This is a genomic window from Pseudomonas siliginis (genome assembly GCF_024072275.1).
Classification (GTDB): Bacteria; Pseudomonadota; Gammaproteobacteria; order Pseudomonadales; family Pseudomonadaceae; genus Aquipseudomonas; species Aquipseudomonas siliginis.
The window spans coordinates 3,366,565-3,391,986 of record NZ_CP099598.1 but is presented as its reverse complement, the minus strand read 5'-3'; the positions used below and the strand labels follow the sequence as shown (position 1 = coordinate 3,391,986).

Annotated in this window: 22 protein-coding genes, 1 pseudogene and 1 riboswitch; of the genes and pseudogenes, 6 read left to right on the top strand and 17 right to left on the bottom strand. The window is 61.3% G+C overall.

Going from position 1 to position 25,422, the window contains the following annotated elements; all coding sequences use genetic code 11:
• The first annotated feature begins 354 nt into the window (after positions 1-354).
• Complete coding sequence (gene metE / locus NF676_RS15560; protein WP_252886347.1) at positions 355-2,643, top strand: 5-methyltetrahydropteroyltriglutamate--homocysteine S-methyltransferase; 2,289 nt, start codon at positions 355-357, stop codon at positions 2,641-2,643.
• 210 nt (positions 2,644-2,853) lie between these two features.
• Here the strand turns inward: metE and NF676_RS15555 are convergent.
• From NF676_RS15555 to NF676_RS15545, 3 genes and pseudogenes are all read right to left on the bottom strand, one after another.
• Positions 2,854-3,522: pseudogene (locus NF676_RS15555) on the bottom strand (ABC transporter ATP-binding protein); the annotation flags it as partial.
• A gap of 92 nt (positions 3,523-3,614) precedes the next feature.
• Positions 3,615-4,631: a FecCD family ABC transporter permease gene (locus NF676_RS15550; RefSeq protein WP_056789371.1), complete on the bottom strand. Its 1,017-nt coding sequence runs from the start codon at positions 4,629-4,631 to the stop codon at positions 3,615-3,617.
• Positions 4,628-5,641: an ABC transporter substrate-binding protein gene (locus NF676_RS15545; RefSeq protein WP_252886345.1), complete on the bottom strand. Its 1,014-nt coding sequence runs from the start codon at positions 5,639-5,641 to the stop codon at positions 4,628-4,630. Before NF676_RS15545 ends, NF676_RS15550 begins: the two co-directional genes overlap by 4 nt.
• 140 nt (positions 5,642-5,781) lie before the next feature.
• Positions 5,782-5,973: riboswitch (cobalamin riboswitch) on the bottom strand.
• A gap of 137 nt (positions 5,974-6,110) precedes the next feature.
• On the opposite strand from NF676_RS15545, the gene NF676_RS15540 reads away from it, so the two are divergent.
• Positions 6,111-6,338, top strand: coding sequence for a ParD-like family protein (locus NF676_RS15540; RefSeq protein ID WP_007918027.1), 228 nt, complete (start codon positions 6,111-6,113; stop codon positions 6,336-6,338).
• Entirely contained in the window at positions 6,335-7,126 is a 792-nt protein-coding gene (gene map / locus NF676_RS15535) for a type I methionyl aminopeptidase (RefSeq protein WP_122704021.1), read from the top strand. Before NF676_RS15540 ends, map begins: the two co-directional genes overlap by 4 nt.
• 203 nt (positions 7,127-7,329) lie before the next feature.
• Here the strand turns inward: map and NF676_RS15530 are convergent, their stop codons facing one another.
• From NF676_RS15530 to ribBA, 5 genes are all read right to left on the bottom strand, one after another.
• Complete coding sequence (locus NF676_RS15530; protein WP_016775021.1) at positions 7,330-8,484, bottom strand: ABC transporter ATP-binding protein; 1,155 nt, start codon at positions 8,482-8,484, stop codon at positions 7,330-7,332.
• A 17-nt stretch (positions 8,485-8,501) separates the two neighbouring features.
• Positions 8,502-9,311, bottom strand: a complete 810-nt coding sequence (locus NF676_RS15525; protein WP_007918021.1) for an ABC transporter permease — start codon at positions 9,309-9,311, stop codon at positions 8,502-8,504.
• Positions 9,312-9,317: 6 nt separating this feature from the next.
• Complete coding sequence (locus tag NF676_RS15520; RefSeq protein WP_252887972.1) at positions 9,318-10,226, bottom strand: ABC transporter permease; 909 nt, start codon at positions 10,224-10,226, stop codon at positions 9,318-9,320.
• The gene (locus NF676_RS15515; protein WP_016775018.1) at positions 10,223-11,248 is read right to left on the bottom strand and encodes an ABC transporter substrate-binding protein; all 1,026 of its coding nucleotides are present in this window, start codon (positions 11,246-11,248) and stop codon (positions 10,223-10,225) included. Before NF676_RS15515 ends, NF676_RS15520 begins: the two co-directional genes overlap by 4 nt.
• Before the next feature lie 426 nt (positions 11,249-11,674).
• Complete coding sequence (gene ribBA / locus NF676_RS15510; protein WP_016775017.1) at positions 11,675-12,784, bottom strand: bifunctional 3,4-dihydroxy-2-butanone-4-phosphate synthase/GTP cyclohydrolase II; 1,110 nt, start codon at positions 12,782-12,784, stop codon at positions 11,675-11,677.
• Between the two features lie 68 nt (positions 12,785-12,852).
• Between ribBA and NF676_RS15505 the strand changes: the two genes are divergently transcribed.
• The gene (locus tag NF676_RS15505; RefSeq protein WP_252886344.1) at positions 12,853-13,149 is read left to right on the top strand and encodes a DUF1330 domain-containing protein; all 297 of its coding nucleotides are present in this window, start codon (positions 12,853-12,855) and stop codon (positions 13,147-13,149) included.
• A gap of 123 nt (positions 13,150-13,272) precedes the next feature.
• On the opposite strand, the gene NF676_RS15500 is transcribed toward NF676_RS15505, so the two are convergent.
• The 7 genes from NF676_RS15500 to NF676_RS15470 form a co-directional block, all read right to left on the bottom strand.
• Positions 13,273-13,836 (bottom strand): NUDIX hydrolase, encoded by a 564-nt coding sequence (locus NF676_RS15500; RefSeq protein ID WP_024013191.1) that lies wholly within the window; start codon positions 13,834-13,836, stop codon positions 13,273-13,275.
• A gap of 1 nt (position 13,837) precedes the next feature.
• Complete coding sequence (locus tag NF676_RS15495; RefSeq protein WP_042606770.1) at positions 13,838-14,602, bottom strand: GntR family transcriptional regulator; 765 nt, start codon at positions 14,600-14,602, stop codon at positions 13,838-13,840.
• Between the two features lie 57 nt (positions 14,603-14,659).
• A complete protein-coding gene (locus NF676_RS15490) occupies positions 14,660-15,049 on the bottom strand; it encodes a carboxymuconolactone decarboxylase family protein (RefSeq protein ID WP_027613073.1) in 390 nt (129 codons plus the stop codon).
• A 128-nt stretch (positions 15,050-15,177) separates the two neighbouring features.
• Positions 15,178-15,663 (bottom strand): flavin reductase family protein, encoded by a 486-nt coding sequence (locus NF676_RS15485; RefSeq protein ID WP_076562509.1) that lies wholly within the window; start codon positions 15,661-15,663, stop codon positions 15,178-15,180.
• Between the two features lie 12 nt (positions 15,664-15,675).
• On the bottom strand, positions 15,676-17,157 hold the full coding sequence (locus NF676_RS15480) for an aldehyde dehydrogenase (RefSeq protein ID WP_252886343.1): 1,482 nt from the start codon (positions 17,155-17,157) through the stop codon (positions 15,676-15,678).
• The gene (locus NF676_RS15475) at positions 17,154-17,987 is read right to left on the bottom strand and encodes an alpha/beta fold hydrolase (RefSeq protein ID WP_071172700.1); all 834 of its coding nucleotides are present in this window, start codon (positions 17,985-17,987) and stop codon (positions 17,154-17,156) included. The genes NF676_RS15480 and NF676_RS15475 overlap by 4 nt, the downstream gene beginning before the upstream one ends.
• Positions 17,988-18,019: 32 nt before the next feature.
• Entirely contained in the window at positions 18,020-18,610 is a 591-nt protein-coding gene (locus tag NF676_RS15470; protein WP_150635081.1) for an amino acid synthesis family protein, read from the bottom strand.
• 462 nt (positions 18,611-19,072) lie between these two features.
• Here NF676_RS15470 and NF676_RS15465 point away from each other — a divergent pair, with 462 nt between their 5' ends.
• A complete protein-coding gene (locus tag NF676_RS15465; RefSeq protein ID WP_056789409.1) occupies positions 19,073-20,116 on the top strand; it encodes a WD40/YVTN/BNR-like repeat-containing protein in 1,044 nt (347 codons plus the stop codon).
• Positions 20,113-22,497, top strand: a complete 2,385-nt coding sequence (locus tag NF676_RS15460; protein WP_042606775.1) for an efflux RND transporter permease subunit — start codon at positions 20,113-20,115, stop codon at positions 22,495-22,497. Before NF676_RS15465 ends, NF676_RS15460 begins: the two co-directional genes overlap by 4 nt.
• Positions 22,498-22,761: 264 nt before the next feature.
• On the opposite strand, the gene NF676_RS15455 is transcribed toward NF676_RS15460, so the two are convergent.
• The gene (locus tag NF676_RS15455) at positions 22,762-23,481 is read right to left on the bottom strand and encodes a FadR/GntR family transcriptional regulator (RefSeq protein ID WP_252886342.1); all 720 of its coding nucleotides are present in this window, start codon (positions 23,479-23,481) and stop codon (positions 22,762-22,764) included.
• A gap of 187 nt (positions 23,482-23,668) precedes the next feature.
• A complete protein-coding gene (locus NF676_RS15450; RefSeq protein WP_252886341.1) occupies positions 23,669-25,405 on the bottom strand; it encodes an IlvD/Edd family dehydratase in 1,737 nt (578 codons plus the stop codon).
• Positions 25,406-25,422: the final 17 nt, after the last annotated feature.

Genomic DNA, 25,422 nt, shown 5'->3' with positions numbered 1-25,422 from the left:
CTTTATGGTGTTGATCGCGTTCCAATCGCGGGGAAAAGACTCGCGTGCAACTTAGGCGCAGACATCCTCTCTCGCAACCTCTAATCCTTGGAAAATCCAGCCATTTGGATCTAACGATAGAACGAAAACTTGCATGTTGCCCTGACGTGTTCTGATCGTTCCCACGCTCCGCGTGGGAATGCAGCCTTGGACGCTCTGCGTCCCTACGGCCAGAAGATCCCAGCCTTCGACAGCTCCTACGGGGCGGCTGTGCATGAGTAGAACTTGTGATGATCTAGAATTTATTGAGTTTGTTTCATCAAGTCCGGTTCCCGACAATACCCGCCATCGAATAAGCATCTGGAGTTGTTTGTCATGGCACTGGCCCATTCCCTTGGATTTCCGCGCATCGGTCGCGACCGCGAACTGAAGAAAGCGCAAGAGGCGTTCTGGAAAGGAGAACTGAACGAGGCGGGCCTGCGTGACGTCGGGCGTGAGCTGCGCAAGGTCCATTGGGACTTGCAGAAAAACGCCGGCATCGACTTGCTGCCGGTTGGCGATTTCGCCTGGTACGACCAAGTGCTGACCCACTCGCTGATGTTCGGCGTGATCCCCGAGCGCTTCCGCCCCCATGACGGCAAAGCCACGCTGCACACCCTGTTCAGCATGGCCCGTGGCGTCAGCAATGCTTGCTGCGGCGAAGGCCACGCTCAGGAAATGACCAAGTGGTTCGACACCAACTATCACTACCTCGTACCGGAATTCAGCGTCGATCAACAATTTCAGCTGGGTTGGGAGCAGTTGTTTGAGGAAACCGAAGAGGCCCGTGTGCTGGGGCACAACGTCAAACCGGTGATCATCGGTCCGCTGACCTATCTGTGGCTGGGTAAAACCAAAGGCGTCGACTTCGACAAACTCGATTTGCTTGACCGCCTGCTGCCGCTGTACGGCCAGATCTTCGCGCGGCTGGCGGCGTTGGGTGTGGAGTGGGTGCAGATCGACGAGCCGATTCTGGTGCTCGATCTGCCGCAGGACTGGAAGAATGCCTTCGAGCGCGCCTACAACCAGATCCAGCGCGATCCGCTGAAAAAACTGCTCGCCACGTACTTCGGTGGTCTGGAAGAAAACCTCGGTCTGGCGGCGAACCTGCCGGTCGATGGCTTGCACATCGATCTGGTGCGCGCGCCGGATCAGTACCCGACCATTCTGGATCGTCTGCCGGCTTATAAGGTGCTGTCGCTGGGTGTGGTCAACGGTCGGAACGTCTGGCGCTGCGATCTGCAAAACGCGCTGGCGACGCTGCGCCATGCTCATGAGCGTCTGGGTGATCGTTTGTGGGTAGCACCGTCCTGTTCATTGCTGCACAGCCCGGTTGATCTGGGCCGCGAAGACCAGCTCGATGCCGAACTGAAAAGCTGGCTGGCGTTCGCCGTGCAGAAGTGCGAAGAGGTCGCCGTGCTCGCTCAAGCGGTCAGCGAACCGGAAGCGCCGAAGGTACTGCGTGCCCTCGCGCAAAGCCGTTCGGTGCAGACCAGCCGCGCTGCCTCGCCGCGTATTCACAAACCGGCGGTACAAGCGCGGGTCGCGGCGATCACTGCCAAGGATGCGCAACGCCAATCGCCGTTTGCCCAGCGTATTGCCAAACAGCGCGGCAAGCTCGACCTGCCGTTATTCCCGACCACCACCATTGGTTCGTTTCCGCAAACGGCGGCGATCCGTCTGGCGCGTCAGGCCTACAAGCAAGGCAAGCTCAGCGCGGCCGATTACACCGATGCGATGCACACGGAGATTCGCCACGCGGTGGAAATTCAAGAACGCCTCGGCCTGGATGTGCTGGTGCACGGTGAGGCCGAGCGCAACGACATGGTCGAATACTTCGCCGAACAGCTCGACGGCTATGCCTTCACCCGCTTTGGCTGGGTGCAGAGCTACGGTTCGCGCTGCGTCAAACCGGCGGTGATTTTCGGTGACCTAAGCCGCCCGCAGGCGATGACGGTCGAGTGGATCCGCTACGCCCAAGGCCTAACCGACAAGGTCATGAAAGGCATGCTGACCGGCCCGGTGACCATGCTGATGTGGTCGTTCCCGCGCGAAGACGTCAGCCGCGAGGTGCAGGCTCAACAACTGGCGCTGGCCATTCGTGACGAGGTGAATGATCTGGAAGCGGCGGGAATCAAAATCGTGCAGATCGACGAAGCGGCGTTCCGTGAAGGCTTGCCGTTACGCCGGGCGCAATGGCCGGCGTATCTGCACTGGGCGAGCGAAGCGTTCCGCCTGTGCGCCTCCGGCGTGCGCGACGAAACGCAGATCCACACGCACATGTGCTACAGCGAGTTCAACGATGTGATCGAGTCGATCGCGGCGATGGACGCCGATGTCATCACCATCGAAACCTCGCGTTCGGACATGGAACTGCTCGAAGCGTTTGAAGCGTTCGCCTACCCGAACGACATCGGCCCCGGCGTGTACGACATTCACTCGCCACGGATTCCGGATGTGTCGGAAATGGTCGGTTTACTGCGCAAGGCGGCGCAGCGTATTCCGGTGGAGCGCCTGTGGGTCAATCCGGATTGCGGCTTGAAAACCCGAGGCTGGCCAGAGACCGAGGCGGCGTTGGTGCACATGGTCAGCGCCGCGCGGCAACTGCGCAAAGAGTGGGCCTGACCCTTTACCGCCCTGGAATACATAACCTTTGTGGGAGCGAGCCTGCTCGCGAAAGCGGTGTGTCAATCGACACCATGTTGGATGACCTGACGCCTTCGCGAGCAGGCTCGCTCCCACAGAACTCGCGTTCTCCCCGTCATTCACGGCAACACACAAATCCTTTGTGGGAGCGAGCCTGCTCGCGAAAGCGGTGTGTCAGCCACCCATGCATCAGGCAAGGAAGCGCAATATCGGCGCACCATCGAACGGGTCTGTCAGATAGTGCGCCCTGACCCCGAAAGTCGTCTGTAACCGCTCCGGCGTCAGCACGTGCAGCGGCTCGCCAAGCGCGACCAGTCGCCCGCGCTCCAGCACCGCCAGGCGATCACATTTGAGCGCCTGATTGAGATCGTGCAAAGCGATCAGCGTAGTCACCGGCAGTGCGCGCACCACGTGCAGAATGCTCAACTGATGCTGGATGTCGAGGTGGTTGGCCGGCTCGTCGAGCAGCAGGATCTGCGGGCGCTGCGCCAGTGCGCGGGCGATGTGCACGCGTTGGCGTTCCCCGCCGGAAAGGCTGCGCCAGAGGCGGGTGCGCAGGTGCACGGCGTCGACGTCGACCAGCGCTTGCTCGACGATGGCGTCATCGGCCGGCGACCACGGTTGCAGCGCCGACAACCACGGCGTCCGCCCCAGCGCCACCGCGTCGAACACGCGAATGCCATCGTCGGTATCGGCCTGTTGCTCAACCACCGCGAGCGTCTGCGCGATAGTGCGCCGCGACATCTTGCCCAGCGTCCGACCGTCGAGCTGCACCTGACCTGCGCTCGGTTCGCGCAGGCCAGCGAGCAGTTTCAGCAGAGTGGATTTCCCCGACCCGTTCGGCCCGACAATGCCCAGGGTCTCGCCGCGCTGAACATCGAGGCTGACACCGTTGAGCAATTCGGCACCGCGCACTTTGAAGCCCACATCAGCACAACTCAAAACCGTGTTCATCGCGCCGATCTCCGGCCCACCAGAATCAGCGCGAACACTGGCGCGCCGACCAGCGCGGTAATCACGCCGACAGGAATCACCTGACCCTTGATCAGGGTGCGTGACAGCACATCGGCGGCGATCAGAAACACTGCGCCGCCCAACGCACTGGCCGGCAGCAGACGGGCATGGCCGGTGCCGAGCAACAACCGCGCGGCATGGGGAATCACCAGACCGACAAAGCCGATCGAGCCGACAATCGACACCATCACCGCCGTCACCAGCGCGGCGCAGCCAATCAACAGAATCTGCACACGTCGCACTGGAATGCCGAGAGACGCCGCCGAGTCCGCACCAAAGGTGAACGCATCCAGCGCCCGCCGATGCCACAGACAAACAACCAACCCCAACACCGCCACCGGCACCGCCAGCCCCACCGACGGCCAGCGCACGCCGCCGAGATTGCCCAACAGCCAGAACATGATCCCGCGCGCCTGTTCCGAGCTGGCCGAGCGGGTGATCAGAAAAGCGGTGAGGGCGTTGAACAGCTGCGAGCCGGCAATCCCGGCCAGAATGATCTGCCCGGTGCCGCTGGCCGAGCCGCTGACTCGCGCCAACAGGATCACCAGTGCGAAAGCGGTCACCGCGCCGGCAAAAGCACCGACCGACAATGAAATCGCCCCGGCACCGACGCCGAGCAGGGCGACCATCACCGCGCCGGTCGAGGCGCCAGCAGAAATTCCCAGCAGATACGGATCGGCCAACGGATTGCGCAGCAGCGACTGCAGGATTACGCCACAGGTCGCCAGACCGGCGCCGCAGGCCGCCGCGACCAGCGCGCGGGTCAGGCGATAGTTCCAGACAATGCCTTCGTCGATCGGGTCGAGCACATAACCGGCGCCCCACAGCTTGTTGGCCAGCACCTGCAACACCACGCTCGGCTCGATCGAAGTCTCACCAATGGCCACGCCGCCGATCAGCGCGACCGACAGCGTCAACAGCACCAGCAGCAAACGGATCAGGCGTCTGCTCATTGCGACAGGTCGTAGCCGTTGATGGCGCTGGCCAGTTGTTCGAGGCCGTCGAAGGTGCGCAGGCTGGCCTGCATGGCCATGGCGTCAAGGATGATGATGCGGTTGTGCTTGACCGCGTCCATGTTGCGCGTCACCGGATCACTGCGCAGGAAGGCGAGTTTCTTCTGATAGTCGTCCGCCGGGAAACGTCGACGATCCATGCGCGCAATCACCAGAAACGTCGGGTTGGCCTTGGCGATGGTTTCCCAGCCGACGGTTGGCCATTCTTCATCGGACTCGACGACGTTGCGCACGCCGAGGGTGCTGAGCATGAAATCGGGAACGCCTTTGTGCCCGGCCACGAACGGCTCGATGTCCATCTCGGCGCTGGAGAACCATACCAGGGCGCTGACGTCTTTGCGCTGCTGGTTTTTCGCGGTGGCGATCGACTGCGCGAGGCTGGCTTTGAGCTGCTCATTGAGCTGTTCGCCACGCGCCTGCACGTCGAAAATCGCCGCCAGTTGGCTCACGCTTTTGTAGATGCTGTCGATGCGAAACGGTGCCAGCCGCGTCCCGTCCGAACCGACGAGGTTGTCCTTGGCTTCGCAATCGGAGGGCAGCAGATAGGTCGGAATCTTCAGTTCATGAAACTGCTCGCGGGTGCCGACCGCGCCTTGCGGGCCGACCATCCATTCCAGCTCGACGGCAACCAGCTCCGGGCGTTTGGCGATCACCGCTTCGAAACTCGGCTCGTTATCGGCGAGGCGCTCGATCGTGTCGTTCTGCGCTTTGTATGTGCCCAGCACGTCGTTGAACCACAGTGAGGTGCCGACGACTTTGTCGCCCAGACCCAAGGCATAGAGCATTTCCGTGCCGGCCTGGCCGATGGTCACCGTGCGCGCAGGTGCGTGTTGAAAGGTCAGGCTGCTGCCACAGTTTTCGACGGTCAGCGGATACGCAGTCGGCGCCGCTTGCGCCAGGGCGCAAAGGCTCAGAGCGGTGAGCAGGGTGGCAACGCGGGGCAGCAGCATGGGGCAGTCTCCAAGGGAACCGTACGGGAGCGGGCGGGTACGGTTTGGAAACACACCTCGGGCGCGGTCGTGGAAACTGCGCAAGGCCGGCACGGGGAAAATGCGCACGGCACGATGTCCTTCCCGGACACCCCGCCGGTTGGTCAGTCACTGTGCCGGCAGGTCTCCTGACTGATGCGTCATCGCCACGCTCCGGCCTTCCCGGGGTTCACCCAGTGGCAGTCGAGGAGCAGGCTCGGCACCTACAGTTGCGGGGGCAGTTCCGATTGATGCGTGGAGCACCTCGGATTCCCTATTAATTCCGTGTGGAAACCGGCGCGGGCATGGTAGTCGATCAGGCCGCTGATGGGGAGCCGAATCTGCTTCGGCAGCTCCTGCACGGGTGCGTGTTTGCGTGGCGGAGCGTTTGCAATCCGAGGGTAAGCTTGGCTAGTATACGATCCATATACATTTCGTATCGGATATAGACATGGGCATCGTAAAGATTTCAGAGGACATGCACGAGAATCTGCGCATCTCCAGCAACGCCCTCAGCCGCTCGATCAACGCGCAGGCTGAGCACTGGATGCGCATCGGCATGCTCGCCGAGCTGCATCCCAATCTCGACCACAGCGCCATTTGCCGCCTGCTGATCCGCGCCGAACAGAATGGTGGGCTGGATCTGCAACAACTGACTCAGGAAGCCGTCAGCGCATGAGAAACCAGATCAAGATCAACACCCCGGCCGACATCGAAAAATCCCGCGCCGCCGGCAAACTCGCCGCTGAAGTGCTGGCAATGCTGGTGCCGCATGTGAAGGCTGGCGTGACCACCGATGAGCTGGATCGACTGTGCAACGATTACATCGTCAATGTGCAGAAGGCGGTGCCAGCCAATGTCGGTTATCACGGCTTTCCGAAAACCGTCTGCGCGTCGGTCAACGATGTGGTGTGCCACGGGATTCCATCGGGTACGCCATTGAAAGACGGCGACATCGTCAACCTCGACATCGCGGTGATCAAGGACGGCTGGTTCGGCGATACCAGTCGCATGTATGTGGTGGGCGAGGCGACTCCTGAAGCGCAGCACCTGATCAAGACCACCTACGAAGCCATGTGCGCAGGCATCCGTGCAGTGAAGCCGGGCGCAACGCTGGGCGATATCGGTCACGCGATCCAGAGCCTGGCGGAGGCGGAGGGCTTCAGTGTGGTACGCGAATACTGCGGCCATGGCATCGGCAAGGTCTATCACGATGAACCGCAGATCCTGCATTACGGCTTTCCCAATCAGGGCCTGAAGCTCAAGGCCGGGATGATTTTCACCGTGGAACCGATGCTCAATGCCGGCAAACGCCATGTGAAGAACATGCCGGATGGCTGGACCGTATTGACCAAGGATGGCTCGTTGTCGGCGCAGTGGGAGCATATGGTCGCGGTGACGGAGAGCGGGTTCGAAGTGCTGACGGCTTGGCCGGATGAGATTGAAGGGTACCGGGCCATTGGCTAATACCGTGTCGCCTGCTTGCCCTCACCCTAGCCCTCTCCCAATGGGAGAGGGGACTGACCGAGGTGTTGTTGCGAGATACGCCGACGTGCGATACCGAGTCGAACTTACATTTTGAACAGCATGAAGATCGGCTCCCTTTCCCCCTCGCCCCCCGTGGGGGAGAGGGCTGGGGTGAGGGGGTAGATCCAACTGACTCAGCGCAATCAGTGAGCCCCGGCAGCCTTGTTCAAGTCGCTCTCGGTCCACTCGGTATAAACACAAGCATCCGCCGTCGCCCAGCGCACCCGTACCGGATCGCCGGCCTTGAGCGGCATGCCCGCTGCCGATAGCGCTTTCACCGTCATCGACGTCCCGCCCGCAGTCACCACGCTGCACGTCTGGCTTTCACCGAGAAACAACACCTCCACAACGTTCGCCGATACTTCATTCCAGCCCGCCGCCAGCGGCTCATCCAGCGCCTGCTGCGTGCTCAGCGCCAAGGCCTTTTCCGGACGCACCATCAGCAGCACATCCTGATCAGTGTGCAACCCGGACGTCAGCCGAATCGACAACGACTGGCCCTCGAAACTCGCTGCTGCATTGCCTTGCGCCTTGAGCTTGAGGAAGTTCGAATTACCCAGAAACGACGCGACAAATGCATTGGGCGGATTCTGGTAAAGGTCATAACCACTGCCCAGACCAACGATTTTGCCGTGGCTGAAAATCGCGATGCGTTGCGACAGACGCATGGCTTCTTCCTGGTCGTGGGTCACGTAGACGATGGTGATGCCCAGGCGCCGGTGCAGCTGGCGCAGTTCATCCTGCAAGTCTTCGCGCAGCTTCTTGTCCAGCGCACCGAGCGGTTCGTCCATCAGCAGAATGCGCGGCTCGTAAACCAAGGCGCGAGCGATGGCAACCCGTTGTTGCTGGCCGCCAGACAGTTGCGAAGGGCGGCGATGGGCGAACTGTTCGAGCTGCACCAGCTTCAACATCGCATCGACGCGTTTTTCACGCTCGGCCGCAGCCAATTTGCGAATGGCCAGAGGGAAGGCGATGTTGTCGCGTACCGACAGATGCGGGAACAGCGAGTAACGCTGAAAGACCATGCCGATGTCGCGCTTGTGCGGCGGCACGTTGACCAGTGATTGGCCGTTGACGAGGATCTCGCCGCTGCTCGGTGTTTCAAAACCGGCGAGCATCGACAGCGTGGTGCTTTTGCCCGAGCCGCTGGAGCCCAGGAACGTGAGGAATTCACCGTCCTTGATGTCCAGCGAGATATTGTCGACGGCAGCGAAATCGCCGTAGTGCTTGTTCAGGTTGCGCAGGCTGACCAGGGGTTTGTCGCTCTGCTGGGATGCGTCTTTGATCACGGCACTCATGTCGTACTCCTGGGCGCTCAGGCGCTGATTTCGTTGCGCCGGCGCAGGGCGGCGGCGATCACCATGACCAACACTGACAGGCCGATCAGCAGCGTCGAAGCGACGGCGATCACCGGGGTCAGGTCCTGGCGCAGGGTGGTCCACATTTTCACGGGAAGGGTTTGCAGAGTCGGGCTTGCCATCATCACGCTGAGCACCACTTCGTCCCACGAAACGAGAAAGGCGAAGAGGGCGCCGGCGACCATGCCCGGACGAATCGCCGGGAACGTCACCTTGAACACCGCTTGCAAGCGCGAGGCACCGCAGATCACCGCCGCGTCTTCAATCGACTGATCGAACAGCTTCAGCGAGTTGATGATCGAGATGATGGTGAACGGCAGCGCGACGATCACATGGCTGACGACGAAGGCGAACATCGTTCCGGTGTAGCCGAGCTTGAGAAACAGCGCGTACACCGCCACGGCAATGATCACCAGCGGCACGATCATCGGCAGGGTGAACAGGCCGTAGAGCATCTCGCGGCCGGGAAAGCGTCCGCGCACCAGCGCAAACGCGGTCGGCAAACCGAGCGCCACAGCGCAGATGGTGGTCAGCACGGCGACCTTGAGGCTGGCGGCAGCGGCGTTCATCCAGTCGGGATTGGAGAAGAACTGGCCGTACCATTTCAGCGTCCAGCCTGGTGGCGGGAACACCAGCCACTGCGAGGAGCCGAACGACAGCAGCACGATGAACACGATCGGCAACAGCAGGAACAGGCCGATCAGCCCAGTCGTAGCGTAGAGGCCGAAACGCATGCGCCGGCTCATGGCATTGGGGGTCAGGAGCATGTCGGCTTACCTCGCGTTACTGGCGCCAACCGGGGATTCCGGTTGAAGCTTCAGGTAGAAGTAGAACAACACCAGGGTGATTGCGATCAGCAACGCGGCGCCGGCGCTGGCCAGGCCCCAGTTGAGGAACGATTGCACCTGCTGAATGATGAACTCCGGCAGCATCATGTTCTGCGCCCCGCCGAGCAGTGCCGGGGTGACGTAGTAACCGAGCGACATCACGAACACCATCAAACCACCGGAGGCCAGACCCGGCCGGCACAGCGGCAGGAACACCCGGAAGAAGTTGGTCCACGGGCTGGCGCCACAGATCGAGCCGGCCTGCAGGATCATCGGGTCGATGGCCTGCATGGTCGCCTGCAACGGCAGTACGATGAACGGGATCATGATGTAGCTCATGCCGATCACCACGCCCGTCAGGTTGTGCACCATCTCCAGCGGTTGATCGATGATGCCCATGGCCATCAAGGTCTTGTTGATCACGCCCGAGGCTTGCAGCAACACCAGCCACGAATAGGTGCGGGCGAGCAGGCTGGTCCACATCGACAGCAGCACGATGTTGAGGATCCAGCGCCCCCAGCCGCGCGGCACCAGGGTGATCGCCCAAGCCAGCGGAAAGCCCAGCAGCAGGCTGAACAGCGTCACCAGCCCGGCCACCGAGAAGGTGTTGAGCAGCACTCGCGCATAGGCCGAGTTGGCGAACAACTGTTCGTAGTTGCCGAGACCAGGCACAGGTTCCAGCACACCGCGCAACAGCAGGCCAATCAACGGCGCGAGAAAGAACAGGCCGAGGAACAGCAGCGCCGGGACGAGGTTGCCGGCGCCGCGCCAGCGTTGCTTGAGGGCCGGACCGGCAGCGCCGGCGGCGCTCCCGGTGGCAGTGGAAGGACGAGGCGCAGTGGCCGCGATTTTCATTTGACCAGCCATTCGTTCCACCGTGTCGCGATAGCCGGACCGTTCTTGGCCCAGTAAGCGAAATCAAGGGTGATCTGATCCTTGGCGTAAGCCGTCGGCAGGTTGGGAGCCAGCGTCGAATCCAGACGCTCCACACTGTCGAGGTTGACCGGCGCGTAGGCGGTCAGGTTGGAGAAGTCGGCCTGGCCTTTGGCGCTGCTGGCATTGGCGAGGAACTTCATCGCCGCATCTTTGTTTTTCGAGCCTTTGGGAATGACCAGAATGTCGGCCATGACCAGGTTCTGCTTCCAGCTCACGCCGACCGGTGCGCCGTCTTCCTGCAAGGCGTGCACCCGACCGTTCCAGAACTGGCCCATGCTCGCTTCGCCGGACGCCAGCAGTTGCTGCGACTGCGCGCCGCCGCCCCACCAGACGATGTCTTTCTTGATGGTGTCGAGTTTCTTGAAGGCGCGATCCAGATCCAGCGGGTAGAGCTTGTCAGCCGCAACGCCGTCGGCCAGTAGCGCCAGTTCGAGCACGCCGGGGCTTGGCCATTTGTACAGGGCGCGCTTGCCCGGGTAGGTCTTGGTGTCGAACAGCGCGCTCCAGTCCTGCGGCTTGTTGGCGCCGAGCTTGCCTTCGTTGTAGCCGAGGACAAAGGAGAAGAAGAACGAACCGACGCCGTGATCGCTGACAAAGCGCGGGTCGATCCTGTCGCGCTGGATCACTTTGAAATCGAGGGGTTCGAGCAGGCCTTCGGCAGCGGCGCGCAGGGCGAAATCGGCTTCGACATCGACCACGTCCCACTGCACGTTGCCGCTTTCGACCATGGCCTTGAGTTTGCCGTAGTCGGTGGGGCCGTCCTGGACGACGGTGATGCCGCTGGCCTTGCTGAACGGATCGGCCCAGGCCTGTTTCTGCGCATCCTGGGTGCTACCGCCCCAGCTGACAAAATTCACGCTTTCGGCAGCCATTGCAGCCTGGCCGGTAACGCTGAGCAGTCCCGCGAAAAAGATCGCGGTTGCAGCTTTGTTCAACACCATGTTCACGCCCTCATTGTTGTGTTTTTGAGCGGGCCTTGCGTTGTTGCCCGCCTGTCGGGAGCAGTAGCTGGACGCTTTTTCAGGTCGTCCGGTCTATGGAATATCATATTATGGTATTCCAAGCTTTGTGCAAGCACTTTGCCTTACCGGTTATCTGGCCGGTTGGTTTTTTTGAGCCGTTCGGCCTGAGATATTTTGTGAATGTGAGATCCAGCCCCTCACCCCAGCCCTCTCCCAAGGGGAGAGGGGGAAAGGGAGCCGATCTTCATGCTGTTCAAAACCCAGCCCGATTCGGTAATGGGAAAGGAGTGGATCCGTATGCTGCTCAAAGCTGAGTTCGACTCGGTATCCCAGGTCGATGTATAGCGACCGGTCAACGCGGTCGGCTCCCTCTCCCTTTGGGAGAGGGCTGGGGTGAGGGCGGCGTCATTCAGTGAACGGAATGCTCTCAACCACCTCAAGGTCATACCCGGTCAACCCCGCATACTTCAGCGGTGGCCCGAGGTGGCGCAGCTTGCCCACCCCGAGGTTCTGCAGAATCTGCGCCCCAGTCCCGACCTCGGAATAAATCCGCGATTGCGAACGGCTGAACTGCCGTGGCGGCTGGGTCAACTGCGGCACGCGCTCCAGCAACGCCTGCGACGATTCATGATTGGCCAGCACCACCACAACTCCATGACCTTCCGCCGCGACCCGTTGCAACGCTGCCCAGAGGGTCCAGTTCGTCGGCCCGCTGTACTCGGCGCCGACCAGATCGCGCAGCGGATCGATCACATGCACGCGCACCAGCGTCGGTTCTTCACGGCGCAGGTCGCCCATGACCATCGCCATGTGCACACCGCCTTCGATGCGATCCTCGAAGGTGATCAAACGGAACGTGCCATGCACCGTCGGCAGCTCACGTTCGCCGATGCGTTCGATGGTGTGCTCGGTGCTCAGGCGATAGTGGATCAGGTCGGCGATGGTGCCGATCTTGATCCCGTGCTTGCGCGCGAACTGCTCCAGATCCGGGCGGCGGGCCATGGTGCCGTCGTCGTTCATCACTTCGACAATCACCGAGGCGGGGGTGAAACCGGCCAGACGCGCCAGATCACAACCGGCCTCGGTATGCCCGGCGCGGGTCAGCACGCCACCTTCCTTGGCGCGCAACGGGAAGATGTGACCGGGCTGCACCAGGTCTTCGGCACGGGCATTCGGCGCGACGGCGGCGGCCACGGTGCAGGCACGATCCGCCGCGGAGATGCCGGTGGTCACGCCGACCGCCGCTTCGATCGACACGGTAAATGCAGTGCTGAACACGCTGCCATTGGCGGGTACCATTTGCTCCAGGCCCAGACGCTGGCAATGTTCGTCGGTGAGGGTCAGGCAGATCAGCCCGCGTGCTTCGCGGGCCATGAAGCTGATAGCCTCCGGCGTGCAACGGTCGGCGGCCAGCAGCAGGTCGCCTTCGTTCTCGCGGTCTTCGTCATCGACCAGCAGGACCATTTTGCCGAGTCGATAATCTTCGATGATTTCTTCGATGCTGTTGAAGGCCATGCTGGACTCTCAGGGTTCGTTGGAAATATATTGGTATACCATAATACAAAATCAACAAAGAGGTCACTATGAAGGCGTACTGGATTGCACATGTGGATATAGCCGATGCCGAGCACTACAGCCAATACACCCAGCGCACCCCGCAGGCGATTGCCGCATTCGACGGCAAGTTTCTCGCCAGAGGCGGGCGCAGCGAAGCGCTGGAAGGGCGGCAGACGCCACAGCGCACCGTGATCATCGAGTTCGCGAGCTACGAACAGGCCGTGGCGTGCTATCGCTCGGCGGCGTATCAGGAGGCGAAAAGTTACCGCGAAGAATGGGCGAGGGCGGAGATCATCATCGTAGAAGGCATCGCCCCGAACTGAGCCACACCACCAAACTATGTGGGAGCGAGCCTGCTCGCGAATGCGTTCGATCATTCAACATTTGTATCGACTGACACGACGCCTTCGCGAGCAGGCTCGCTCCCACAGGGGTATAGGTGGTGATCAGCGCATGAAATGGATCTTGCCGCTGTCATCATTACCCATGTAGATCCCGTAAACCCCAGCCTGGCGCTCTTCGATATAGCGCTCGAGGATCTGCCGGATCGCCGGGTAGTAGATCTGCTCCCACGGAATCTCTTCCGGGGCGAAGAACTTGTAATCCATGGTCTCCGGCCCGTACTGCCCGGTGATCTCCAGGGCGATGGCGCGGAAGATGATGTACACCTCGCTGATTTTCGGCACGCTGAAAATCGAATACGGCGAGACGATTTCCGCGCGCACGCCGCTTTCTTCCCAGACTTCACGCAACGCCGCCTGCTCGGTGGTTTCGCCGCTTTCCATGAAACCGGCCGGCAGCGTCCAGGTGCCCGGGCGCGGGGGGATCGCCCGTTGGCACAGGAGGTATTTGCCGTCCTGCTCAATGATGCAGCCGGCAATGATCTTCGGATTGACGTAGTGGATATAGCCGCAGCCGCGGCACATCAGGCGCTCGTGCGTATCGCCCGGCGGCGTCTGCTGACCAAGGTCAGGGCCACCGCATTTCGGGCAAAAGCTCGGGCTGAACATGTCATTGACCTATGCGGGGTTCTTTCAGCGCGATCGGCAGGGTGATCGCCGGGGTGCCTTTGACGGCGACGCCGGTTTCTTCCTGCTTGCGCTTGAGGTAATCGAGGGCCACGGCGGCGGCCGCGCGGACGTGATCGACGCAGGCCTGATGCGCCGCCAGCGGATCACCGCTCTTGATCGCCTCGACCATTTTTTCCATCTCGTGATTACTCGCGCCGCGTCGGTTTTCCTGGGACACCGAGGTCGCGCGCAGATAGCTGATGCGCGCCTGCAACTGACGCAATTGGGTGGCGGCGACATGGTTGCCCGAGCCTTCGAGCAGCACGTCGTAGAAGCCCTGCACCGAGTCGATCACCTGTTGCAGCTCGCCGTCCTTCAACGCCTTGCGGTTGTCATCGAGGGCTTTTTCCAGGGCTTTGATGTCCTTGGCTTTGGCGCGCAGGGTGAACAACTGCACGATCAAGCCTTCGAGCACGCAACGCAATTCGTAGATATCGACGGCATCGGCGAGGGTGATGATGGCCACGCGCGGGCCTTTGGCGTCGGCGAATTCGACGAGACCTTCGGATTCAAGGTGACGCAAGGCTTCGCGCACCGAAGTGCGGCTGACGCCGAGGCGATCACAGAGGTCGCGTTCGACCAGGCGATCGCCTGGCATGAGCTGGAAATTCATGATCGCGCTACGCAGTTTGTCCAGCACGATTTCGCGCAGGGTAACGGGGTTGCGATTGACCTTGAAGCTGTCGTCGAGTGGCTGGCGTTTCATGGGGTCCGCTCTTGAGCTTGGCTGTCCATGCCAGACGGGCATCAAAACAGCCGAGGGTTAACTGGAGGCCTCGGCGTCGGCTTCGGCAAAGGCTTCACGGGCCAGCCGGAAACTGTCCACGGCCGCCGGAACGCCGCAATAAATGCCGACCTGAAGCAGAATTTCGCGTATTTGCTCACGACTCAGGCCGTTACGCAAGGCGCCACGCACATGCAGCTTGAGTTCATGCGGGCGGTTGAGCGCGGAGATCATCGCCAGGTTGATCATGCTGCGTTCCTTGAGCGACAGACCCTCACGCCCCCAGACATGTCCCCAGCAGTATTCGGTGACCATTTCCTGCAGCGGACGGGTGAAATCGTCGGCGTTGTCTATCGAGCGCTGCACGTAGGCTTCGCCCAATACCTGGGTGCGGATTTTCAGACCTTTTTCATACTTCTCGTTACTCATTTCTTTCGCCTCACCTCAATCCTGTGGGAGCTGGCTTGCCAGCGATAGCGGTAGTTCAGTCAGCATTGATGTTGAATGTTCCGTCGCCATCGCTGGCAAGCCAGCTCCCACAGGGTTTTGTATTGTTCTCAAACAAGGGGCGGCAACGCACCGAGCTTGCCCTTGTGATAAATCATCGGCGTCACCGGTTGCTCGGGCAGGATCAGGTTCTTCACTGCGCCGACAATGATCGCGTGATCGCCGCCGTCGTATTCACGCCACAACTCGCACTCGATGATCGCCGTGGCCTTGGCCAGAATCGGGTTGCCCAGATCGCTCAGGTGCCACTCGATGCCCTTGGCCTTTTCCTTGCCCTTGCCGGCGAACGCGTAGGCTTCGGCAGTCTGCTCGGCGGAGAGCAAATGGATGGCGAATTTCTTGCTGTCGCGCAGTACCGGGTAGGTGTCGGACGCATAGTTGGGGCAGAACAGCACCAGCGCCGGGTCGATCGACAGCGCGCTGAACGCGCTGGCGGTGATGCCGACGATGCCGCCGTCCGGGTCGAGGGTGGTGACCACCGTAACGCCGGACGGGAACGAGCTCATGACGTCTTTGTAAATGCCGGGTTCGATCATTTCGCAGGACTCCTAGCGCATCACAAACGGATCAGGCATTGGCGCCTGGGAGAGGTTGATCCACACCGTTTTCAGTTCGGTGTAGGCCAGCACCGAATCGATGCCGCTTTCGCGTCCATAGCCACTGTTCTTGAAGCCGCCGATCGGCGCCATCGCCGACACCGCGCGGTAAGTGTTGACCCAGATGATCCCCGAGCGCACATCGCGTGCCAGACGATGGGCGCGGCCGAGGTCACGGGTCCAGATGCCGGCGGCGAGGCCGAACTGTGAGTCATTGGCGATCGCCAGCGCTTCGGCTTCGTCTTTGAAACGAATCACCGAGGCGACCGGGCCGAAGACTTCTTCCTGCATGATCTTCATCGAATTGCGGTCGCACTCGAACAGCGTCGGCTCGTAGAACCAGCCTTCGCCGAGATGCGCCGGACGCTTGCCACCGGTGCGCAAACGCGCGCCTTCGGCGATCGCATCGGCGACCAGACCTTCGACCACCGCCAGTTGCTGCGCGGTGGCCATCGGACCCATTTCACTGTGGTCTTCCTGTGGGTTGCCGATGCGGATGCGCTGGGCGCGCTCGACCAGACGATTGACGAATTCGTCGTAGATTTCGTCCTGCACCAGCAAGCGCGAACCAGACACGCAACTCTGCCCGGACGCCGCGTAGATCCCGGCAATCGCGCCGTTGATCGCGCTGTCCAGATCGGCGTCGGCGAAGATGATATTCGGCGACTTGCCGCCCAGTTCCAGCGACAGCTTGGCGAAATTCTCGGCGCTGCTGCGCACTACATGCCGAGCCGTGGCCGCGCCGCCGGTGAAGGCGATCTTGCGGATCAGTGGATGGCGGGTGAGGGCGGCGCCAGTGCTCGGACCGTAACCGGTGACGACGTTGACCACGCCCGGCGGAATCCCGGCTTCAAGGGCCAGACGCGCCAGCTCGAGAATGGTCGCCGAAGCGTGCTCGGACGGCTTGATCACAATCGTGTTGCCGGCGGCGAGGGCCGGGGCCAGTTTGATCGCGGTCAGGTACAGCGGGCTGTTCCACGGAATGATCGCGGCGACCACACCCATGGCTTCGTGCACGGTGTAGGCAAACAGGTCGGGCTTGTCCAGCGGCAGGGTGCCGCCTTCCAGTTTGTCAGCCAGGCCTGCGGTGTAGTGGAAGAACTCCGGCAGGTAGCTGACCTGGCCACGGGTTTCGCGGATCAGCTTGCCGTTGTCACGGCTTTCCAGCTGCGCCAGGTGTTCCTTGTTTTCTGCGATCAGATCGCCGAGGCGACGCAGCAATTTCCCTCGCGCGGTGGCGGTCAGACCGCGCCATGCCGGGCTGTCGAAGGCCGTCTGCGCCGCTTGCACGGCGCGTTCGACGTCCGCTTCATCGGCGTCGGGCAATTGCGCCCAGGCTTGCGCGGAGGCCGGGTTGAGGCTTTCGAAGGTCTTGCCGGAGAGGGCGTCGACCCAGTCTCCGCCGATGCACATCTGGAAGCGTGCGAGTGTCATGCAACGATCCCCTTTATATGGTTTTGTCGGGCGTGTGCGAATTGGAGAAATTCCAGCAGCATCTGATTGACCAGACGCGGCGACTCTACCGGCATCATATGCCGTTGCTCGGGCAGCACGGCAACCTTCGCGCCGGGGATGCGTCGGGCCAGTTGCTCGGCCATTTCCGGCGTCGAGCCAGGGTCGAGCTCGCCAGTGGCGATCAGTGTCGGCGCCTGAATGCTGCTCAGGTCGTCGGCGCGGTACATGTCCTGGGTGGCGAACAATTCGTAGGTGGTCAGGTAACCCTGCGGATCGTTGTTGGCCAAGGTCTGGCGCAACGCGGCGATCTGCGCCGGGTTGGCCGCCTGATATTCACGGCTGAACCAGCGTGACAGAGCGGCTTCGGCGTTGGCGTCCGGGCCATGTTCGGCAGCCTGCGCAGTGCGCGCGATGACACCGGCACGCTGTTCTTCGCTGCGGTTGAAGACGCTGTTCAGCACCACCAGGCTTTGCAGGCGCTCCGGGTAGTGCAGGGCGAAGGCCCGCGCGACCAGACCGCCCATGGAGAAACCGATCACCGCTGCCTGGGGCAGATTCAGGTGATCGAGCAGCTCGAGCAACTGATCGGCGTAACCGAGCAGGTCGGTGCCGCTGGCCGGGCGCGGACTGGCGCCGTGGCCGAGCATGTCGTAGGCGATCACCTGGTACTGGCTGGCGAGGCCGACAATCTGCCCGCCCCACATTTCTTTGTTCAGGCCCACGCCGTGGATCAATACCACGGGCTGGCCTTGGCCGGTCGCCAGGTAACTGGTGCCAGCCGGGGTGAGTTCAGCGGTGAGCCGAATCATGGAGCGCTCCTGCAATGCCTTTCTTGTTGTGATTACTGGGCTTTTTCGGCGGCCAGTTCTTCCAGATCGATGTAGCGGTTGCCGATGCGCGGGTGCAGGCGGCCACCGTCGGCGCAACCCAGCACCACCACGATTTCGTCGGCACGCGGCGCGTCTTCAATCTGCATTTCCAGGGTGATGTAGTGCGAACGCAGGCCTTCGTCGTCCTTGTGCATCATCGGGATCTGAATCGACGTGCCCGGACCGCCGCGCTTGTTGGTGAAGCTCAGGTAGCTCTTGGCTTTCACCGCTTCGCGATAGTGGTTGCCGAAGCGCAGGGTGTGGATCACCGCGGAGGCGTGTTCGATCTCGCCATCAGCGCCGACCACCGCCGCTTTGCCATAAGCCTCGATCTTCTCGGCGCCACCAATGATGCCCACCAGACGCTCGACCATCATTGCGCCGAGGTCGGAGCAGTTGGCGCGGATCTGCGGCTTGAGGTCTTCGACAAAACCATTGCCCACCCACGGGTTCTTCATCACCACGGCGAGGCCGACCATGGTCACCGGCTTGTCAGTGGACTTGCCGCCTTCGATGAAGGTTTCTTCGACATAGCTGACGATCTTGCGAATTTCGAAACTCATGAGCTGCTCCGTTTGGGGGATTGAGAGTGTCTGTGCGTCTGATGGTATACCATAATACCGATCCTGCAAGTCCCCTCCGCAACAATTGCGTCATCCATCCTACGAATGGCTGCGCATTCACCCTTTGTCGCAAAACCAACCATCACTACAAACCCTGTGGGAGCGAGCCTGCTCGCGAAAGCGGTGGGTCAGCCAATAAACAGGGTGACTGATACACCGCATTCGCGAGCAGGCTCGCTCCCACAGGGAAAATGATGGGTTACAGAGAGCCGCTTTCGGTTAACAAAAGATAACGCGGCGCCGATTGTCAGACATTTGCAAAGCCCGATAGGATGAGCCAGCTTCCGAAGGGGCTCTGGATTGCGGGTTTCAGGACTATGCTTCTGAAACGCCAGTAGCCGAGCACCCTTGCGGCGCCCTTGAAGGCCCGATGGCCCAACAATAATAAATAGGGGAAGGTCTATGAGTCGTTGCCGCCCGCCGGCGTTACGCAACACCGCGTTGCTGGCCACAGCACTCTCGCTGCTGGGCTTTGCCACGTTATCGGCACCTGTGATTGCCGCCGAGGCCCCGGCTGACGTGGTCTATGCCACCGAATCGGCCAAGGCCGCAAAAAGCCTGATTCTTGATGTCGTCCACGCTGGCGCGCGTCTTGTCGCGGTCGGCGATCGCGGGCACATCGTCTATTCCGATGACCAGGGCAAAACCTGGACCCAGGCCAAGGTGCCGACCCGGCAACTGCTCACTGCCGTGTATTTCGTCGATGACAAAAACGGCTGGGCCGTGGGCCACGACGCACAGATTCTCGCCAGCGCAGACGGCGGTCTGACCTGGACCAAACAATTCGAAGACCTCGCACGCGAATCGCCGCTGCTCGACGTCTGGTTCAAGGACGCCAGCAGCGGCTTTGCCGTGGGCGCCTACGGCACGCTGCTGGAAACCTCCGACGGCGGCAAGCACTGGGAAGACGTCAGCGATCGCCTCGACAACGAAGACCAGTTCCACCTCAACGCCATCGCCGCCGTGAAAGACGCCGGGCTGTTCATCGTCGGCGAGTCCGGCAGCATGTTCCGCTCCGCCGATGACGGCCAGACCTGGGAAAAGCTCGAAGGCCCGTACGAAGGTTCGCTGTTCGGCGTGATCGGCACGGCGCAGCCGCAGACCCTGCTGGCGTACGGCTTGCGCGGCAATCTTTATCGCTCCACTGATTTCGGCAGCACCTGGGAGCAGGTCGAACTCAAAGCTGCACGCGGTGCGCTGGAGTTCGGTCTGTCTGGCGGCACGCTGCTCGAAGACGGCTCGATCGTGATCGTCGGTAACGGCGGTTCGGTGATCAGCAGCAGCGACAACGGCGAAACCTTCAGCGTGTTCAACCGTCCGGATCGCATTTCGCTGTCGTCGGTCACCGCCGCTGGCAACGGCAACCTGATTCTGACCGGGCAGGGTGGTTTGCACATCACCCAGCCAAACGGTGCCGAGACCAATAACAAGAAGGCGGGGCTATGACTTCCTTGATCACTCCTCAGCAGGAAAAGGCGACGGTTCTCGAGCGCCTGATCTTCAACAACCGTCCGGCCGTGATCCTGATCTGCCTGGTGGTGAGCATTTTCCTGTTCTGGCAGGCCACGCTGATCCGGCCGTCGACCAGTTTTGAAAAAATGATCCCGCTGCAGCATCCCTTCATCGAAAAGATGATGGAACACCGCAACGATCTGGCGAACTTGGGCAACACCGTACGTATTTCGGTGGAAGCCACCGACGGTGACATCTTCTCCAAGGAGTACATGGAGACCCTGCGCCAGATCAACGACGAAGTGTTCTACATTTCCGGCGTCGACCGTTCCGGCCTCAAATCGCTGTGGAGCCCGAGCGTACGCTGGACCGAAGTGACCGAAGAGGGTTTCGCCGGCGGTGAAGTGATTCCGCAGAGCTACAACGGCTCCCAGGACAGCCTCGATCTGCTGCGCAACAACGTGCTCAAGTCCGGCCAGGTCGGGCGTCTGGTGGCCAACGACTTCAAGTCGAGCATCGTCGACATCCCGCTGCTGGAGGCCTATCCGGACCCCCAGGATCAGGGCAAGTTGCTGGCGCTGGACTATCGCCAGTTCTCCCATGAGCTCGAAGACAAGATCCGCAACAAGTTCGAAGCGCAGAACCCCAACATCAAGATCCATATTGTCGGTTTCGCCAAGAAGGTCGGCGACCTGATCGACGGTCTGGTGATGGTGGTGCTGTTCTTCGGTGTCGCCTTCGTCATCACCCTGATTCTGCTGCTGTGGTTCACCAACTGCCTGCGCAGCACCATCGCGGTTTTGAGCACGACGCTGGTGGCGGTGGTCTGGCAACTCGGGTTGATGCACTTCTTCGGCTTCGGCCTCGACCCGTATTCGATGCTGGTGCCGTTCCTGATTTTCGCCATCGGCATTTCCCACGGCGTACAGAAGATCAACGGTATCGCCCTGCAATCCAGCGAGGCCGATAACGCCCTGACCGCTGCACGGCGCACCTTCCGCCAGTTGTTCCTGCCGGGGATGATCGCGATTCTGGCCGATGCGGTGGGCTTCATCACTCTGCTGATCATCGACATCGGCGTGATCCGTGAACTGGCTATCGGCGCCTCCATCGGCGTTGCGGTGATCGTGTTCACCAACCTGATCCTGCTGCCGGTGGCGATTTCCTATGTCGGCATCAGCAAGCGCGCGATTGCCAAGAGCAAGAAAGATGCGAACCGTGAACATCCGTTCTGGCGTCTGCTGTCGAACTTCGCCAGCCCGAAAGTCGCGCCGATTTCGGTAGCGCTGGCGCTGATCGCCTTCGGTGGCGGCCTCTGGTACAGCCAGAACCTGAAGATCGGCGACCTCGACCAGGGCGCGCCGGAACTGCGTCCGGACTCGCGCTATAACAAGGACAACAACTTCATCATCAGCAACTACTCGACCAGCTCCGACGTGCTGGTGGTGATGGTCAAGACCAAGGCTGAAGGCTGCTCGCGCTACGAAGCCATGGCGCCGATCGATCAGCTGATGTGGAAGATGCAGAACACCGAGGGCGTGCAGTCGGCGATCTCGCTGGTGACCGTGTCCAAGCAGATGATCAAGGGCATGAACGAGGGCAACCTGAAATGGGAAACCCTGTCGCGCAACCCGGACGTACTGAATAACTCGATCGCCCGCGCCGATGGCCTGTACAACAACAGCTGCTCGCTGGCACCGGTACTGGTGTTCCTCAACGACCACAAGGCCGAAACCCTCGACCGTGCGGTGCAAGCGGTGCAGGAGTTCGCCAAGGAAAACAATAAGGACGGTCTGGAATTCATCCTTGCTGCCGGTAACGCCGGGATCGAAGCGGCCACCAACGAAGTCATCAAACAGGCTGAGCTGACCATTCTGATTCTGGTGTACATCTGCGTGGCGGTGATGTGCATGATCACCTTCCGCTCTTGGGCGGCAACCCTGTGCATCGTCCTGCCGCTGGTGCTGACCTCGGTACTCGGCAACGCGCTGATGGCGTTCATGGGCATCGGCGTGAAAGTTGCGACGCTGCCGGTGGTGGCGTTGGGCGTGGGGATTGGCGTGGATTACGGCATCTACATCTACAGCCGCCTGGAAAGTTTCCTGCGTGCCGGGCTGCCGTTGCAGGAAGCCTATTACCAGACCCTGAAGTCCACCGGTAAAGCGGTGCTGTTCACCGGCCTGTGCCTGGCGATCGGCGTGTGCACCTGGATCTTCTCGGCGATCAAGTTCCAGGCTGACATGGGCCTGATGCTGACCTTCATGCTGCTGTGGAACATGTTCGGCGCGCTGTGGCTGCTGCCGGCGCTGGCCAAGTTCCTGATCAAGCCTGAGAAGCTGGCGGGGCAGAAGGGCAATTCGCTGTTTGCCCACTGATCTGACAGGCTGAAACGACAAAGCCGCAACCTTGAGGGGTTGCGGCTTTTTTTGTGAATCAACATCAAGAGCCCCTCACCCTAGCCCTCTCCCGGAGGGAGAGGGGACTGACCGAGGGGTGCGGCTAGATATATCGACCTGAAATACCGAGTCGGTTATGGATTCACAGCAGAACGTTCAAGTCGGCGTAAATCTCAAATATTCCCCAATCGGTCCCCTCTACCTCTGGGAGAGGGCTAGGGTGAGGGCAAGCGGTCTCAAGCCCTAAGAAAGCTCAGCGCCAAGCACCACACTCAACGCACTGCGCGCATCATCCAGCTGCACCAGCGTCGCATGTCGGGCACCCAGCGCATCACGATTCTCGATGGCGGTCAGGATCGCCTTGTGCCGCGGCAACGCCAGTTCATGCAGATTCGGCCGTTGATTGGAATGCTTCAACGCCTCGGCAATCGCTACCGCCAACATGTTGCACAGGTTCGCCAGCAGGTCGTTGTGCGTGGCATCGGCGATGCGGCTGTGGAAGTCCAGGTCCGGCTGCAACAGCGCTTCCGGAGTCGGCGCGGCTTCCATGCGTTGGTAGGCTTCGTTGATCGCGGCGATGTCGGCATCGGTTGCATGCTGAGCGGCGAGGGCGGCCGCTGCCGGCTCGATGATGCTGCGCACGCTGGTCAGCACGTTGAAGAATTCATTCTGCGGGCTGCTCTGCATCAGCCAGTGCAGCACGTCCGGGTCGAGCATGTGCCATTCGCGGCGAGCCTTGACCACGGTGCCGACGCGCGGTTTGGAATACACCAGACCCTTGGCCACCAGCACCCGCGTGGCTTCGCGCAATACCGGGCGACTGACCGCGTACTCCTCGCAAAGCAGGGCTTCGGCGGGCAGTTTGTCGTCGGGCAAAAAGCGTCCGGAGACGATCTGCATGCCCAGTTCCTGGACGATGCGCGAGTGCATGCTTTTACGGTCGGTAGGTTTGCGGTAATCCATGGGGAGTGGCGCGATCCTGAGCGATGGAGATGCCGCGCATCATAGCAGGCACGGCACAGATTTGAGGCGATACGCAAAAGCAACTGTGGGAGCGAGCCTGCTCGCGAAGGCGGCATATCAGTCAAATAGATGTCGACTGACACTCCCTCTTCGCGAGCAGGCTCGCTCCCACAGGGGAATTGCGCTGTTAGTGAGAGTGACGCGGAACCTCGGCACCTCGGCAACCAACCAGGAAGTCAAAGTCGCAACCCTGATCCGCCTGGAGGACGTGATCGATGTACAGTTGACGATAACCGCCCACCAGCAACTGCTGCGGTGCTTGCAGATCGGCCATGCGTGCCGCCAGTTCAGCATCCGGAATGTCCAGATGCAGACGGCCGCTGGCGCAATCGAGTTCGATCCAGTCGCCTTCCTTCACTGCCGCCAAAGGCCCGCCCGCTGCCGCTTCCGGCGCGACGTGCAGAACCACCGTGCCGTAAGCGGTGCCGCTCATCCGTGCATCGGAAATGCGCACCATGTCCGTCACGCCTTGCGCCAACAGCTTGGCCGGCAGGCCCATGTTGCCGACTTCAGCCATGCCCGGATAACCCTTCGGCCCGCAGTTCTTCATCACCAGAATCGAATCCTTATCGACGTCCAGCTCCGGATCGTTGATCCGCGCCTTGTACATGTCGAAGTTCTCGAACACCACCGCGCGACCGCGATGCTGCATCAGTTCAGCGCTAGCGGCGGACGGCTTGAGCACCGCGCCCAGCGGCGCCAGATTGCCGCGCAACACGCAGATGCCGCCGTCAGCGCGAATCGGATTGTCGAGGGTGCGGATCACTTGGTCTTCGCCATAGATCGGCGCGTCTTTGGTGTTCTCGCCGATGGACTTGCCGTTGACGGTCAGTGCGTTCGGGTTGGGGATCAGATCGGCTTCGCCGAGGCGACGCAGCACCGCTGGCAAGCCACCGGCGTAGTAGAACTCTTCCATCAGGAAACGCCCGGACGGTTGCAGGTCGACGATGGTCGGCATGCCGCGACCGATGCGGGTCCAGTCGTCCAGATCGAGCTCGACGCCGATGCGCCCGGCGATGGCTTTCAAGTGGATCACGGCATTGGTCGAACCACCGATGGCGGCGTTGACGCGAATGGCGTTTTCAAAGGCTTCCTTGGTGAGGATCTTCGACAATTTCAGGTCTTCACGCACCATCTCCACCGCACGCATGCCGGACATGTGCGCCAGCACATAACGGCGTGCATCCACAGCCGGAATCGCGGCGTTGTGCGGCAGCGAAGTGCCCAGTGCTTCAGCCATGCAGGCCATGGTCGACGCGGTGCCCATGGTGTTGCAGGTGCCCGCCGAACGCGACATGCCGCCCTCGGCTGCGAGGAAGTCATCGATGGTGATGGTGCCGGCCTTGACCTGTTCGCTGAGCTGCCAGACCACGGTGCCGGAACCGATGTCCTTGCCTTTGTGCTTGCCGTTGAGCATCGGCCCGCCGGTGACGACGATGGCCGGCACGTCGCAACTGGCCGCGCCCATCAACAGTGCTGGAGTGGTTTTGTCGCAACCGGTGAGCAGCACGACGCCGTCGATCGGGTTGCCGCGAATCGCTTCTTCAACGTCCATGCTCGCCAGGTTGCGGGTGAGCATGGCGGTCGGGCGCAGGTTCGATTCGCCGTTGGAGAACACCGGAAACTCCACCGGAAAACCACCGGCCTCGATCACCCCGCGTTTGACGTGCTCCGCGATCTGGCGGAAGTGCGCGTTGCACGGGGTCAGTTCCGACCAGGTGTTGCAGATGCCGATGATCGGCTTGCCGTGGAACTGATGGTCGGCGATGCCCTGATTCTTCATCCAGCTGCGGTACATGAAGCCGTTCTTGTCGGCCGTGCCAAACCATTGGGCGGAGCGCAGGGTGGGTTTCTTATCAGACATGATCGATTCTCTTATTG

Bases quoted from the DNA above. Each gene is read 5' to 3' on its own strand.
- NF676_RS15455 (WP_252886342.1), bottom strand. From the start codon at position 23,481: ATGGATTACCGCAAACCTACCGACCGTAAAAGCATGCACTCGCGCATC.
- NF676_RS15540 (WP_007918027.1), top strand. From the start codon at position 6,111: ATGGGCATCGTAAAGATTTCAGAGGACATGCACGAGAATCTGCGCATC.
- NF676_RS15520 (WP_252887972.1), bottom strand. From the start codon at position 10,226: ATGAAAATCGCGGCCACTGCGCCTCGTCCTTCCACTGCCACCGGGAGC.
- NF676_RS15470 (WP_150635081.1), bottom strand. From the start codon at position 18,610: ATGAGTTTCGAAATTCGCAAGATCGTCAGCTATGTCGAAGAAACCTTC.
- NF676_RS15450 (WP_252886341.1), bottom strand. From the start codon at position 25,405: ATGTCTGATAAGAAACCCACCCTGCGCTCCGCCCAATGGTTTGGCACG.
- NF676_RS15550 (WP_056789371.1), bottom strand. From the start codon at position 4,631: ATGAGCAGACGCCTGATCCGTTTGCTGCTGGTGCTGTTGACGCTGTCG.
- NF676_RS15485 (WP_076562509.1), bottom strand. From the start codon at position 15,663: ATGATCGAACCCGGCATTTACAAAGACGTCATGAGCTCGTTCCCGTCC.
- NF676_RS15515 (WP_016775018.1), bottom strand. From the start codon at position 11,248: ATGGTGTTGAACAAAGCTGCAACCGCGATCTTTTTCGCGGGACTGCTC.
- NF676_RS15530 (WP_016775021.1), bottom strand. From the start codon at position 8,484: ATGAGTGCCGTGATCAAAGACGCATCCCAGCAGAGCGACAAACCCCTG.
- NF676_RS15460 (WP_042606775.1), top strand. From the start codon at position 20,113: ATGACTTCCTTGATCACTCCTCAGCAGGAAAAGGCGACGGTTCTCGAG.
- NF676_RS15495 (WP_042606770.1), bottom strand. From the start codon at position 14,602: ATGAAACGCCAGCCACTCGACGACAGCTTCAAGGTCAATCGCAACCCC.
- NF676_RS15480 (WP_252886343.1), bottom strand. From the start codon at position 17,157: ATGACACTCGCACGCTTCCAGATGTGCATCGGCGGAGACTGGGTCGAC.
- metE (WP_252886347.1), top strand. From the start codon at position 355: ATGGCACTGGCCCATTCCCTTGGATTTCCGCGCATCGGTCGCGACCGC.
- NF676_RS15490 (WP_027613073.1), bottom strand. From the start codon at position 15,049: ATGAGTAACGAGAAGTATGAAAAAGGTCTGAAAATCCGCACCCAGGTA.
- NF676_RS15525 (WP_007918021.1), bottom strand. From the start codon at position 9,311: ATGCTCCTGACCCCCAATGCCATGAGCCGGCGCATGCGTTTCGGCCTC.
- NF676_RS15500 (WP_024013191.1), bottom strand. From the start codon at position 13,836: ATGTTCAGCCCGAGCTTTTGCCCGAAATGCGGTGGCCCTGACCTTGGT.
- NF676_RS15545 (WP_252886345.1), bottom strand. From the start codon at position 5,641: ATGCTGCTGCCCCGCGTTGCCACCCTGCTCACCGCTCTGAGCCTTTGC.
- NF676_RS15465 (WP_056789409.1), top strand. From the start codon at position 19,073: ATGAGTCGTTGCCGCCCGCCGGCGTTACGCAACACCGCGTTGCTGGCC.
- map (WP_122704021.1), top strand. From the start codon at position 6,335: ATGAGAAACCAGATCAAGATCAACACCCCGGCCGACATCGAAAAATCC.
- ribBA (WP_016775017.1), bottom strand. From the start codon at position 12,784: ATGGCCTTCAACAGCATCGAAGAAATCATCGAAGATTATCGACTCGGC.
- NF676_RS15475 (WP_071172700.1), bottom strand. From the start codon at position 17,987: ATGATTCGGCTCACCGCTGAACTCACCCCGGCTGGCACCAGTTACCTG.
- NF676_RS15505 (WP_252886344.1), top strand. From the start codon at position 12,853: ATGAAGGCGTACTGGATTGCACATGTGGATATAGCCGATGCCGAGCAC.